This window comes from Arenimonas alkanexedens (assembly GCF_054781355.1).
The window spans coordinates 145242-158448 of sequence record NZ_BAAGUO010000003.1 but is presented as its reverse complement, the minus strand read 5'-3'; the positions used below and the strand labels follow the sequence as shown (position 1 = coordinate 158448).

Here is a 13207-nt window from a genome sequence, read left to right as displayed (position 1 = left end):
GCCGGGTCCGTTCGCGGCGCCGGCGGGCGCCGATGGAACGTAGCGGATTGAACCATGGCGTTTGATGCCTTCGCGTTGATCCTGTCGATGCTGGCGCTGGGACTGTTGTTCCAGCGCCTGCGCCTGTTCCCGGACAGCGCGTCGGAAGTGCTCAACAAAGTGGTGCTGTATGTCTGCCTTCCGGCCTCGGTGCTGATCTATGCACCGCGGCTGGAGCTGGGCCCGCAGGTGCTGGCCGTGGCTGCGGTGCCGTGGCTGTTGCTGCTGGCCACGGTGGTGCTGGTGACCGGCGTGACACGCCTGCTGCAGCTGCGGCCGGACGAACACGCAGTGCTGCTGCTGTGCGTGGCGCTGGGCAACACCAGCTTCCTTGGCTACCCGCTGGTGCAGGCCTTGCTGGGCGAGGACGCGCTGCCTTACGCGGTGATCTATGACCAGTTCGGCGCCTTCCTGATCCTGTCCACGTTCGGGCTCTATGTACTGGCGCGCTACGGCGGCGACGCCAAACCCACGGCGGCGATGATCGGTCGGCGCGTGCTGAGCTTTCCGCCCTTCCTGGCGCTGGTGGCCGGCCTGACGGTGATGCCCGAAACGCCACCCGACTGGATCGCCGGCGGCCTGCAGCGACTGGCCGACGCCCTGCTGCCGCTGGTGGTGCTGGCCATTGGTTTGAGCATGAAGCTGGCTCTGCCGCGCGACGAACTCAAACCGCTGGCCGCGGGCCTGGCGCTGAAGTTGCTCGTGATGCCGCTGCTGGCGCTTGGCATCGCCTGGGCCTTCGGCATGACCGGCGTGATGCACGATGCCGTGGTGCTCGAATCGGCGATGCCGCCGATGATCACCGCAGCCGCGTTAGCGATATCGCACCGACTGGCCCCCGGCCTGGCCGCCGCGATGGTCGGCTATGGCATCCTGCTGTCACTGGCCACCCTGCCCGCCTGGTCCTGGCTCCTGAGCCACCTCGTGTAGGAGGGCCTTCAGGCCCGAAGCTCCTGTGGGAGGGACTTCAGTCCCGACGCTTGTCGCCGAAAAGCTTCGGGCCTGAAGGCCCTCCTACAGGTTTCGACCACGGAGTTCCTTATGCACGAACCTGCTGCCTCGCCCGGTGTTCGCTTCCCGCCGCCGCTCATCTTCGCGCTCGGGCTGGGTATTGGCTTGGCGCTGGAGTACGGGTACCACTCCTTGCCGCTGTTGTCGGCGGAACGCGCGTGGTGGCTCGATCTGCACGCCTTCGGGCTGGCCATTGCCGCAGTGTGGCTGGCCGGCAGTGCCCTGCGCGGGTTCCGCCGCAAGGGCAATGACCCGCGACCCTGGCGCGAAGACACGGCGTTCGTGGCGGAGGGCGTTTATCGCCACACCCGCAATCCGATGTACCTGGGCATGGCGCTGGCCTACGGCGCGGTGACGCTGGCCCTGAACACGCTCTGGCCGCTATTGACCTTCGTGCCGGTGCTCCTGGTGATCCGCTATTACGTCATCGGCCGCGAGGAGCGCTACCTGGCGACGGTGTTCGGTCAGACCTACCGCGACTACTGCCACCGCGTCCGCCGCTGGTTCTGACCAACCTGTAGGAGGGCCTTCAGGCCCGAAGCTTCTGTAGCAGGGCCTTCAGGCCCGAAGCTCCTGGGCGAAAAGCTTCGGGCCTGAAGGCCCTCCTACAGGGTCTCAGTCGGCGGGGACGGTGCGGGTGCGGGCCCAGTCGCGCAGGGCGTTGACCTGCTCGGCCATCAGCACGCTCAGCGGGCGGGTGTTGCGCACTTCCTTGACCACGCGCGCCTCGTCCACCGGGCCTTGCGCGGCGTGTGCGGCGTACAGCGCACTCACCACCGCCTGCTCGATCTCGGCGCCGGAGAAACCATCGGCCGCCTCCGCCAGTGCGTCCAGCGAGAAGCCTTCCCAGTCCACTTCGCGACGGGCCAGGTGAATGCGGAAGATCTCGGCGCGGGCCGCATGGTCGGGCAGGTCGACGAAAAATATTTCGTCGAAGCGGCCTTTGCGCAGCAGCTCCGGCGGCAGGTCGTTGACCGCGTTGGCGGTCGCGACCAGGAACACCTTCGACTTGCGTTCGGCCATCCAGGTCAGGAAGTAGCCCAGCACGCGCCGCGACACGCCGCCGTCGTCGCTGCCGGCGCTGGCCAGGCCTTTTTCCAGCTCATCGATCCACAGCACGCAGGGCGCAATCTGTTCGGCCGAGGCCAGCGCGTCGCGCAGGTTCTTCTCGGTTTCGCCGTGGTATTTGTTGTACAGCGTGCCGAAATCCAGGCGCACCAAGGGCACGTTGAAGCCGCCCGCCACCGCCTTCGCCGCCAGCGACTTGCCGCAGCCCTGCACGCCCAGCAGCAGGATGCCCTTGGGCGGATCCAGGCCCACGGGCAGCGCGACGTCGCCGGTGAAGGCCGCGCGGCGCTGCCCCACCCAGTCCTTCAGGCGCGACAGGCCGGCCACGTCGCTGAAACGCGCGGTGTCATATTCGAAGTGCAGGTTGCCGGACTTGTTGAGCAGCTCGAACTTGAGCTTGGCCAACTCGGGCAGGTCGTCGGCGCAGATCACGCCGTCGCGGAAGATCAGGTGTCGCGCCAGCCGGCGCGCGTCGGTCAGCGACAGCCCGCGCAGGTTGCGCACGATCGCCGCCAGCGCTTCCTTGTCCACTTCCACCCGCTTGCCGCCGTGTTCGCGCATGTACAGCGCGGCTTCGTCCTGCACCAGCTTCAGCAGTGCGTTTTCGTTGGGCAGGCGTAGCGAGAAGCGCACGGCGGCGTGCTCGAGATCCGGCGGCAGTTCGATCTTGGCGCCGACCAGCACGATGCTGTGGTCCTTGCATTCGCGGCGGTCGATCATCTCGCGCAGCATCCGCTGCGTGGTCGCGTAGCCCAAGTAGGGGTGGAAATCGAGCAGCAGGTGGATGCCGCGCTGGTCCATTTCCCGGATGGTGCGCAGGGTGGTGGTGGCGTCGGGTGGCGCCATCGGCGCGTCCTCGCCGTCCAGGTCGATGCGGCGCAGGCCTTCGGTGATCGACCAGCGGTACAGCGGACGCCAGACGTTCATCAGCAGGTGCCGGAACAGGTCCACCACCCGCCCTTCGTCGGGCGTCTCGATCACGATCAGCGCGGTGTTGGCGCGGATCAGGGCGGTGAGATCCTGCAGTTCGCTCATCAAGGGGTCCTTGGCTGGGACCGAAACTTTAGCAGAGCCATTCGCCATGCCTTGCGCTAGCATCGCCCGATGGACGCTTCTCTCCGTCGGTTCACCCGTCGTCAGGCGCTGGCCACGATTTCCGCCGCGCTGGCCGGGCTCGCCTTGCCCGGGGCGAAGGTGGCGTGGGCGGTGGCGTCGGACGCGGTGTCGTGGCCCGGCGCGATCGAGCCCTGCTTCGCCGCCTTCTGCGACACCCTGATCCCGGCTGATGCGCTATCGCCCAGCGCTACGGCGCTGGGCGTTCCCAGCCGCATCCTGGCCGAGCTTCCCGACAACGCGATGCTGCGGCGCCTGTTCGAGCTCAGCTGTCTTTGGCTGGACCAGGCCGCAGGCGGACGCTTCGATGCGCTCGACGAGGACAGCCGCGGCGGCATCGCCGAAGCGATGTCACTTCTGCCCTGGGAAGCGCCCCAGCGCCGCTTCTTCGACCTGGTTCGCGACCTGGCGATGGGCTGGTACTACGCCGACCCGGCCGCGCTCGCCGGATTCGCCACCCGTGCCCCGCCGCAGCCGGCCGGCTATTTCGAAAGCCTCGAATGAAATCCGGCGACTTTGATGCGGTGGTGGTGGGCGCCGGCGCTGGCGGCGGTGCCGTCGCCTGGCGCTTGGTGCAGCGGGGCCTGCGCGTGCTGCTGCTCGATGCTGGTCCCGCTTTCGATCCCGCCACCGACTATCCGCTGGACCAGCCAAACTGGGAGCGATCGCATTTCCCGCACAAGCCTGGCAGCCAGGGGCAGGTGCGTTTCGCGCCGATGCAGGCCCTCGACCCTGCGCTGGACGACCTGCGCTCCTGGAACGCCGTGCACGGCCGACTCAACCGCGGCGAGCAGCGCCTGCCGTCCGGGCCCGGCTACTACCACGTGCGCGGAATCGGCGGCAGCACCCTGCACTACACCGGCGAAGCGCACCGAATGAACCCCCACGCCATGCGTCTGCACAGCGAGCACGGCGTCGGCGCCGACTGGCCGCTCGATTACGCAGCGCTGGAGCCCTATTACCTCGAGGCCGAACGCCTGATCGGCGTGGCGGGGCCCGCCGACCCCGGCGACCGCTGGCGCAGCGAGCCTTTCCCGCTGCCCGCGCATCGTCTGTGCCGCGCCTCCGCCTTGCTCGGCGAAGGCGCCAAGGCCCTGGGCTGGCAGTGGCAGGCCAATGCCCGCGCGGCCCTGTCGCAGGCCTACGACGGGCGGCCGCCCTGCAACTATTGCGGCAATTGCACCCGTGGCTGCCCGCGCGGTGACAAGGGCTCAGCCGACGTCACGTTCATTGCAAAGGCCCGGGCCAGCGGTCGCTGCGTTGTCCGCCCCGACAGCACCGTGGTCGGCTTTGTCGTCGGTGGCCAAGGCCGGATCGCCGCCGTGGACTACCGCGACGCCGCGGGCAAGTCGCATCGTGTGGAAACACCGCAGCTGGTGCTGGCGGCGGGCGCGATAGAAACGCCCCGCCTGCTGTTGGCCCACAACGCGGCGCACCCGACGCAGGCGATCGGCGAGACGTCGGGTCAGCTGGGTCGCAATCTGCTCGAGTCCACGGGCTGGACCAGCGTCGGCCTGGCGCCGGAGCCCTTGGCCAGTTTTGGCGGCCTGCCGGCCGATGCGATCTGCTGGGATTTCAATCGCCCGGATGCACGCGACGGCGTGGTTGGCGGATTCCGGCTCAGCGCCGGCGTCCATGAAGCCGACCTGGTCGGACCCATTGCCTACGCCCGGCGCGCGCTGCCCGGCTGGGGCCGCAGCCACAAACAGGCCATGCGGGAAGCTTTCGGACGCGGACTGGCCGTCAGCGCCATCGGCGAATACCTGCCTAACCCGGCGTCTTTCGTCGAGCTCGATCCCGAGCACCGCGATGTCTTCGGCCAGCCACTCGCCCGCATCCACAGCCACAACGACGCCATGGCCCTGCGGCGGCTGGCCGAGATGGCACGCTCTTGCCGTCTACTACTTAAGGCAGCCGGGGTCGATTCCCTGGTGGAGGAATACGGAACCTACGACTTCTATTCCGCTGCCCATGTGTTCGGGACCTGCCGCATGGGGAAGGATCCGGCCACGTCGGTAGTGGATGCAAACCTGGCGGTGCACGGGTGGGAAAACCTGCTCATCTGCGACGCCAGCGTGTTTCCGAGCTCGGGGGGAGGCGAAGCGCCTTCCCTCACCATCCAGGCGCTTGCCCTCCGCGCCGCAGATTCTTTAGCGCCCCATTCCAAAGGTGAAAGCCCATGAAAATCCTGATCAGCAAGACCGCCGCATTCGCACTCGTCCTCGCCTGTGGCCCGGTACTCGCCGGCGTGCCCACGCCGCCGCCGGCTCCGACCTTCACCACGACGGTGATCGGCCAGGACAATACCAGCGAAGACGAATTCTTCGTCGGTCTGAACTGGCAGTTCGGCGCCCACTCCCAACCGGAGCTGGTGGTGGGCTACCGCGACCTGGACGTCAGCTCCAACGGCGACGTGGACGGCTTCGGGCTCGACTTCACGTTCCCGCTCACGAAAGGCTTCAGGCCCGGTGAGCTTCGCCTCAAGGGCATTGACGGCGACGAAGACCTGCAGGGCGAATTCGGACTGGGCTGGTCGTTCGCGCACCAGGGCTTCCTGCTCACGGGCGGCGCCCAGGGGCGCCACTTCACGGCGGGCACCGACTACGTCTTTGGCACCGGCTGGCAGCCCTATCTGGGCGTCAACACGGTCGGCGAATATGACGTGCCGCCTTACCTGACCGAAACCACGGCCAGCTGCCCCAGCCCCTTCGTGCTGGCGCCGGGTGGCCAGACCTGCCAGTTCCCGAGCAACGGCCCGCAGTAAGGTCGTTCGCGCCGGCCACCCCGCGGGCCGGCGCGCTTAGCCCACCAGCCGTCGCGCGATCGCGTCGCCGGCCTCGCGACCGTCGTAGACCGCGGTAACCACCAGGTCGGCGCCGCGAACATTGTCGCCACCGGCGAACAGCTTGGGATGCGACGTGGCCCCGTCCGGCCCCGTCCGCACGCGGCCCTCGGCCGTGAGTTCGATGCCGAAGTCCGCCCACCACGGCGCCGGGCTGGCGCGGAAACCGAATGCGAGGATCACCACGTCGACCGGCAGCACGAGGTCGCTGTCCGGCACCTGTTCAGCGGCCTGATGGCGCCCGCCCTGGCTGCGCGTTTCAACCAGGCGCACGCCGCTTACCTGCTTGCCGCCATCCACCCGCAGCCCGGACTCAATCGCCAGCGGCTGACGGTTGAACAGGAAGCGAACGCCCTCGTCGCGGGCATTGTTCACCTCGCGACGCGAGCCGGGCATGTCCGCTTCGCCGCGCCGGTAGGCGCAGCTGACCTCGGCCGCGCCAAGCCGCAGCGCCGAGCGCACGCAGTCCATCGCGGTGTCGCCGCCGCCGAGCACCAGCACCCGCTTGCCGCCCAGCTCCACTGCCGGCGTCTCCGGCGACGGCGCGCCGAGCTGAAGGCGCGCGTTGCCGACCAGGAAGGGCAGTGCCGCCAGTACGCCCGGCAGGTCCTGGCCGGGCAGGCGTCCATCCACCGCGGTGTAGGCCCCGGTGCCGAGGAAAACGGCATCGAAATCGCGCACCAGCTCGGCGCCCTTGGCGGCATCCACGTCCACGCCGAGGTGGAAACGCACGCCCATCGCCTCGAGCACGCCGCGCCGCGTGGCGATCACGTGCTTCTCGAGCTTGAAGGCGGGGATGCCGAAGCTCAGCAGCCCGCCAATCTCTGGGTAGCGGTCAAACACATGGGCTTCGATGCCCGCGCGCGCCAGCCGGTCGGCGCAGGCCAGGCCGGCCGGGCCGGCGCCGATGATCGCCACGCGTCGACCGCTGGGCCGCACCGCCGAGAGATCTGGCCGCCAGCCGAGTCGGAAGGCCTCGTCAACGATGTACTTCTCGACCGCGCCGATGGTCACCGCCTCAAAGCCGGTGTTGAGCGTGCAGTCGCCCTCGCACAGCCGGTCCTGCGGACAGACCCGGCCGCAGATTTCGGGCAGCGGATTGGTGGAGTGCGCGAGCTCGGCGGCTTCGAACAGCCGGCCTTCCCGCACCAGCGCCAGCCAGTCCGGGATCGGGTTGTGCACCGGACACTTCCACTCGCAGTAGGGATTTCCGCAGTCCAGGCAGCGCGCCGACTGGTCGGCGGCCTCGGGCGCCGCGAAACCGCGGTAGATCTCCTGCCAGCCCAGCACGCGGGTGCTGACCGGCAACTCGCGCGGCATTTTCCGCGGCAGCTCCAGGAACTGGAAGTGGCGTGGCTTCATGCGGCGTTCCTGAGCGCATCCGCCAGCTGCTCGAGCGTGGCGGCCTTGGGCTTGACCAGCCAGAAGCGGCCGGCGACGTCGCGGAAGTCCTCCAGCCACTGTGCGCCCGCGATGCTGCCCGTGTGCTCGACGTGGGCGCGCAGCAGGCCGCGCAGGTGGTGGCGATGATGCTCCATGCCCTCCGGCGTGATGCGAAGCACGTCAATCAACTCATGGTTGTAGCGATCCACGAAGTCACGTTCGAGGTCGAGCACGTAAGCCAGGCCGCCGGTCAGGCCGGCGCCGAAGTTCAGCCCGGTGCGGCCCAGCACCACCACCACGCCGCCGGTCATGTATTCGCAGCCGTGGTCGCCGACGCCCTCGACGACGGCGAGGGCGCCGGAGTTGCGCACCGCGAAGCGTTCGCCCGCGGTGCCGGCGGCGAACAGCTCGCCGCCGGTGGCGCCGTAGAGGCAGGTATTTCCCATGATCGGCGCGTGCTGCGCGACGAAACGCGCTTCCGCCGGCGGCCGCAGCACGATCCGCCCCCCGGCCATGCCCTTGCCGACATAGTCGTTGGCGTCGCCCGTGAGCAGCAGCTGCAGGCCGCCGGCGTTCCAGGCGCCCAGGCTTTGGCCGGCGTGGCCGCGCAGGTGGACGGTGATCGGCGCGTCGGCCATGCCGGTGTCGCCGTGCACGCGCGCGATCTCGCCCGACAGCCGGGCGCCGATGCTGCGGTCGGCGTTGCCGATGCGGAAGCTGAACTCACCGCCCGCGCGGGCGTGGATGGCGGCGCCCATTTCCTCGAGCATGCGCTGCGCCAGCCGGCCGGTGTCGCGCGGCGGGTTGCGTGCCTCGGTACAGTGCCGCGCGGCTTCGCCGCGACCGTCGGCGGCCGCCAGGATCGGCGTGAGATCGAGCCGGCGCTGGCGTTCGGTAATGCCTTCGGCCTGCACCAGCAGGTCGGTGCGGCCGATCAGGTCCTCGAGCCTGGCCACGCCCAGGCGCGCCAGCCAGCGACGCACGTCTTCGGCGACGAAGCGGAAGAAATTCATCGCCATCTCCGGCAGCCCGGTGAAATGGTTCGCGCGCAGCCGGGGGTCCTGGGTGGCGATGCCGGTAGCGCAGTTGTTGAGGTGGCAGATGCGGAGATAGCGACAGCCCAGCGCCACCATCGGCGCGGTGCCGAAGCCGAAGCTCTCGGCGCCGAGTATCGCCGCCTTCACCACATCCAGGCCGGTCTTGAGGCCGCCGTCGGCCTGCAGCCGCACGCGGTGCCGCAGGTCGTTGCCGCGCAGGGTTTGCTGCACTTCCGCCAAGCCCAGCTCCCAGGGCGTGCCGGCATGGTGGATGGACGAAATCGGCGAGGCGCCGGTGCCGCCGTCGTGGCCCGAGATCGTGATCAGGTCGGCATAGGCCTTCACCACGCCGGCGGCGATGGTGCCGATGCCGGCGTGCGAGACCAGCTTCACCGATACCAGCGCGTCCGGATTGACCTCCTTGAGGTCGAAGATCAGCTGCGCCAGGTCTTCGATGGAATAGATGTCGTGGTGCGGCGGCGGCGAAATCAGGCCGATGCCGGGCCGGGCGTGACGCAGGCGCGCGATCATCGCGTTCACCTTGTGGCCGGGCAGCTGGCCGCCTTCGCCGGGCTTGGCGCCCTGGGCGACCTTGATCTGCAGCACCTCGGCGTTGACCAGGTATTCGGGCGTGACGCCGAAGCGACCGCTGGCGACCTGTTTGATCTTGCTGCGCTTCTCGGTGCCGTGGCGGGCGGGATCTTCACCGCCTTCACCGGAATTGCTGCGGCCACCGAGCCGGTTCATCGCGATCGCCAGCGCCTCGTGCGCCTCGGGCGAGAGCGCGCCCAGGGACATACCGGCCGAGTCGAAACGCGCCAGGATCGCCGCGGCCGGTTCAACCGTTTGCAGCGGTATCGGCGTGATGTCCGGGCGCAGCACCAGCAGGTCGCGCAAGGCCGAGGCCGGGCGGCCATCGACGTGCTCGGCGTAGGCGAAGTAGTCGGCGGGATCGCCGCTGCGCACGGCACGCTGCAGGCCGGCGATCACGTCCGGGTTGTACATGTGGTATTCGCCGCCGACGATCAGCTTGTGGCGACCGCCGGGGGAAATGTCGGCGGTGTCGGTCCAGGCCTGCGTCGCCAGTGTCCTTGCCTCGGCCTCGAGCTCGGCGAAGCCGGCGCCCTGGAGTCGACTGACCATGCCCGGGAAGCAGCGCGCGACCACGTCGTCGGCCAGCCCCACGATTTCGAACAGCTGCGCGCCGCGATAGCTGGCGATGGTGCTGATGCCCATCTTCGACAGGATCTTCAGCAGTCCCTTCTTGATGCCGCGGCGGTAGCTGCGGCCGAGCTCGGCCGGTTCATTGCCCAGCTTGCCGTCCACCACGCCGGCGCGGCCCAGGGCCGACAGTGTCTGGTAGGCCAGGTAGGGATAGACCGCCGTGGCACCGACGCCAATCAGGCAGGCCATCTGGTGGGCGTCGCGGGCGCTGCCGGTTTCGACCAGCAAATTGGCGCGGCAGCGCAGGCCGGTGGCCGACAGATGATGGTGCACGGCGCCGGTGGCCAGCAGGGCCGGCACGGCCGCCGAACCCTGCGATGGGTACCGGTCGCTCAGCAACACCAGCACCGCGCCGGCGCGCACCGCGGCTTCGGCCTCGGCGCAGATCCGGTCCAGGGCCGCTGCCAGGGTTTCATCGCCGGCGAAGTAGAGCGGCAGCATGGCATGCGCCGCTTCAAACTGATCCAGCGCCAGCAGCTGCCGCAGCTTGCGCTGCGACAGGATCGGCGAATTGAGCATCACCTGCACGGCGTTCGCGGGGCTTTCCTCAAAGACATTGCCCTCGGGGCCGAGCTGGGTCGCCAGCGACATCACCAACTGCTCGCGCAGCGGATCAATCGGCGGGTTGGTCACCTGTGCGAAGGCCTGGCGGAAGTAGTCGTATACCGGCCGGATCTGTCGCGAGAGCACCGCCACCGGCGTGTCGTCGCCCATCGAGCCGGTGGCCTCCTGTTCGGTTTCGGCCAGCACCCGAAGCTCGGTTTCGCGTTCCTCGCGGCTGAGCTGGAACAGTTTCTGGAACCGACGCAGCGTGAGCGCGTCGAAAGGTTCGGCCGCCAGCGACGGATCCACCAGACTGGTGCTCAGATAGGTCACGCCCTGCTTGAGCCAGGCTTTGAAGGGCGCGCGCGCCTTGTTGACCGCGTCAATGGCGCCGGTGTCCAGGAACTCGCCCCGCAGCAGGTCCACGGCCAGCATTTCGCCGGGCCCCAGCTTGCCCTTGGCCACCACGTCCGCGTCCGCGACGTCGTATACGCCGGTCTCCGACGCCACCACCAGGGTGCGGTCGGCGGTCAGCAGCCAACGGGCCGGGCGCAGGCCATTGCGATCGAGCAGGCAGGCGGCGTAGCGCGCGTCGCAGGTGACGATGCCGGCCGGGCCGTCCCAGGGATCGAGCGAGAGGCCGTAGTACTCGTAGAAGGCGGCGAGGTCGGGGTCCTTGTATTCCAGCGAGGCGGTCGCCGGCGGCACCAGGATGCGGATTGCCTGCAGCAGGTCCATGCCGCCGGCCAGCAGCAGTTCGAGCATGTTGTCCAGGCTCTGCGAGTCCGAGCCATGCTCGCTGACCAGCGGCTGCAGACTGGCCAGGTCCAGGTGCGGTGAGCGCCAGTGCGCGGCGCGCGCGCGGGCCCAGCCCCGGTTGCCCTCGATGGTGTTGATCTCGCCGTTGTGCGCCAGCAGCCGGAACGGCTGCGCCAGCTTCCAGGCGGGCGCGGTATTGGTGGAAAAACGCTGGTGGAAGACTACCGTCGAGGACGCGAGCTCGGGCCGCGCCAGATCGGGGAACAGGCGGGCCAGCTGGTCCGGCAGCACCATCGCCTTGTAGCCCAGGGTCGCTGCCGACAGCGTAGCGACGTAGAAATCGTCCTCGCTCGCCAGCGTTTGCTCGGCGGCGCGTCGGGCCAGGAACAGCGCGCGTTCGAAGCCGGCACTGTCGGTGTCGCTCGGGGCCCGTACGAACACCTGTTCAATCCGCGGCAGGCCCCGCAGCGCGATCTCGCCGCAGCCCTCGCGCGCCACCGGCACCTCGCGCCAGCCCAGGACGCTCAGGCCCTGCCCGGCGAGTGCCTGTTCCAGCCCCGTGCGGCAGACCGCCGCAGCGGCGGGCGCATGCGGCAGGAAGACCATGCCGCAGGCGTCGCCGTCGCCGAAGGCGATGCCGGCCTCCTGCGCGATTGCCGCCAGGAACACGCGTGGCCGCCGCAGCAGCAGCCCGCAGCCGTCGCCGCTGAGGCCATCGGCACCGACCGCGCCGCGATGCACCAGCCGCGCCAACGCCTGCAGCCCGGCGTCCACCAGGGCCCGCGAGGGGCGATCGTCCAGCTGGGCGATCAGCCCGAATCCGCAGCTGTCGCGCTCGAAGTCCGGGGAATGCAGGCCCGGTACCGGGGGTGCTGGCATGCGCCCTCCGTGCTTGTGGGAGTGGGAAGCCGGGCTCACGCCGCAGGAACAGGCGCCATCGGCAGGCTTTCCCCACGGTCACACAGCCGAATAGAGTTTCTGCTCGGTTACCTTCCTAAGCCCGCGCCGGGCGGGTTAGAGTGAGGTCTCTTCCCCTTGTGGAGGTCCGGCATGCGTACGATCCTGGTCGCCAGCTCCAAGGGAGGCGCCGGCAAGACCACGGTGTCGACCAATCTCGCCGCTTATTTCGCCGTCGAAGGCAAGGCCACGGCCATCCTCGACGCCGATCGGCAGAAATCCTCGACCCACTGGTGCGAAAAGCGCGCGGTCCTCGACACCGCCGTGCTGCCCATCGACGGCAGCAAGCGCGGCTGGGAAAAGCACGTCCCCGCCGGCGTCGAGCGCCTGGTGGTAGACGCCCCCGCGGGCGCCATGGGTGAAGACCTCACCGCCTTCCTGGACATGGCCGACGCCGTGATCGTGCCGGTGCTGCCCTCCATCATCGATCTCGAGGCCACGGTGCCCTTCCTCAACACGCTGGTGCAGCACCCGCGGGTCAAGAAGGGCAAGCTGCCGGTGGGCATCGTCGGAAATCGCCTCAAGCCCTGGACCAGCAACACCCAACAGACCCTCGACCAGCTCAAGACCTGGCCTTACCCGCTGGTGGCCGAGCTGCGCGACACCCAGGCCTATGTGCTGATGGCGGCGCTGGGCAAGTCGGTATTCGACTACCACTCGGAACAAATCCGCAGCCACCAGGAAGACTGGGCGCCGCTGCTGCGCTGGCTCAAGAAAGCACTCTGAATCCGCTCCACCACAAGGAAGGCCATGCGCGAACTGATCCTGCTCCGCCACGCCCACGCCGAACCGCCAGCCCCCGGGCAGGACGACTTCGACCGCCCACTGTCCATGCAGGGCCAGGCCGAGGCTGAAGCCGCCGGTGCGTGGCTGCGTGACCACGGCTACCTGCCTGACCGGGTGGTCACCTCGCCGGCGCGTCGTGCCCGCGAAACCACCGAACAGGCGCTGGCTGCGCTGGGCTACGTCGAAATGCGCCAGGAACAGCGTATCTACGACGCCACCCCGGGCATGCTGATGCAGGTGGCCGACGAACACCGCGACCTGTCCCGCGTGCTCCTGGTCGGCCACAACCCCGGCTTCGAGCAGCTGGCGGCCTTGCTCAGCTCAGGCCAGTCCGGCGACTTCCGCGGCATGCCTGCGGGCGGCGTCGCGGTGCTGTCGCTGCCCGACGATGCCGATCTCGAGCCGGGCATCGCCCGCCTCGCCGCCTTCTGGTGGCCCTGAGCGG

10 protein-coding genes are annotated in these 13207 nt (G+C 69.1%); 7 read left to right on the top strand and 3 right to left on the bottom strand.

Translation table 11 applies throughout. The features are described 5' to 3' along the window. Nucleotides 1-54: 54 nt before the first annotated feature. Together ACYVGY_RS08740 and ACYVGY_RS08735 are read left to right on the top strand one after the other, a co-directional pair. Nucleotides 55-969 (top strand): AEC family transporter, encoded by a 915-nt coding sequence (locus tag ACYVGY_RS08740; RefSeq protein ID WP_460457101.1) that lies wholly within the window; start codon nt 55-57, stop codon nt 967-969. Nucleotides 970-1080: 111 nt separating this feature from the next. Further along, a complete protein-coding gene (locus ACYVGY_RS08735) occupies nt 1081-1560 on the top strand; it encodes a methyltransferase family protein (protein WP_460457100.1) in 480 nt (159 codons plus the stop codon). Nucleotides 1561-1665: 105 nt separating this feature from the next. Here the strand turns inward: ACYVGY_RS08735 and ACYVGY_RS08730 are convergent, their stop codons facing one another. Continuing rightward, complete coding sequence (locus ACYVGY_RS08730; protein ID WP_460457099.1) at nt 1666-3153, bottom strand: AAA family ATPase; 1488 nt, start codon at nt 3151-3153, stop codon at nt 1666-1668. Nucleotides 3154-3222: 69 nt separating this feature from the next. Here ACYVGY_RS08730 and ACYVGY_RS08725 point away from each other — a divergent pair, with 69 nt between their 5' ends. Genes ACYVGY_RS08725 through ACYVGY_RS08715 form a run of 3 tightly spaced genes read left to right on the top strand, consistent with a single transcriptional unit; the run spans nt 3223 to nt 5995 of the window. Next, the gene (locus ACYVGY_RS08725; protein ID WP_460457098.1) at nt 3223-3735 is read left to right on the top strand and encodes a gluconate 2-dehydrogenase subunit 3 family protein; all 513 of its coding nucleotides are present in this window, start codon (nt 3223-3225) and stop codon (nt 3733-3735) included. Further along, nucleotides 3732-5414, top strand: coding sequence for a GMC family oxidoreductase (locus ACYVGY_RS08720; protein WP_460457097.1), 1683 nt, complete (start codon nt 3732-3734; stop codon nt 5412-5414). The genes ACYVGY_RS08725 and ACYVGY_RS08720 overlap by 4 nt, the downstream gene beginning before the upstream one ends. Next, nucleotides 5411-5995 carry a hypothetical protein gene (locus ACYVGY_RS08715; RefSeq protein WP_460457096.1) on the top strand — a complete coding sequence of 195 codons (585 nt, stop codon included), beginning with the start codon at nt 5411-5413 and terminating at the stop codon, nt 5993-5995. The genes ACYVGY_RS08720 and ACYVGY_RS08715 overlap by 4 nt, the downstream gene beginning before the upstream one ends. A 36-nt stretch (nt 5996-6031) precedes the next feature. Here the strand turns inward: ACYVGY_RS08715 and ACYVGY_RS08710 are convergent, their stop codons facing one another. Together ACYVGY_RS08710 and gltB are read right to left on the bottom strand one after the other, a co-directional pair. Next, nucleotides 6032-7435: an FAD-dependent oxidoreductase gene (locus ACYVGY_RS08710; protein WP_460457095.1), complete on the bottom strand. Its 1404-nt coding sequence runs from the start codon at nt 7433-7435 to the stop codon at nt 6032-6034. Beyond that, nucleotides 7432-11898, bottom strand: coding sequence for a glutamate synthase large subunit (gene gltB, locus ACYVGY_RS08705; RefSeq protein WP_460457094.1), 4467 nt, complete (start codon nt 11896-11898; stop codon nt 7432-7434). Before gltB ends, ACYVGY_RS08710 begins: the two co-directional genes overlap by 4 nt. Nucleotides 11899-12069: 171 nt before the next feature. Here gltB and ACYVGY_RS08700 point away from each other — a divergent pair, with 171 nt between their 5' ends. Together ACYVGY_RS08700 and ACYVGY_RS08695 are read left to right on the top strand one after the other, a co-directional pair. Continuing rightward, nucleotides 12070-12702, top strand: coding sequence for a ParA family protein (locus tag ACYVGY_RS08700; protein WP_460457093.1), 633 nt, complete (start codon nt 12070-12072; stop codon nt 12700-12702). A 24-nt stretch (nt 12703-12726) separates the two neighbouring features. Continuing rightward, nucleotides 12727-13203 carry a SixA phosphatase family protein gene (locus ACYVGY_RS08695; protein ID WP_460457092.1) on the top strand — a complete coding sequence of 159 codons (477 nt, stop codon included), beginning with the start codon at nt 12727-12729 and terminating at the stop codon, nt 13201-13203. The last annotated feature ends 4 nt before the right edge of the window (nt 13204-13207 follow it).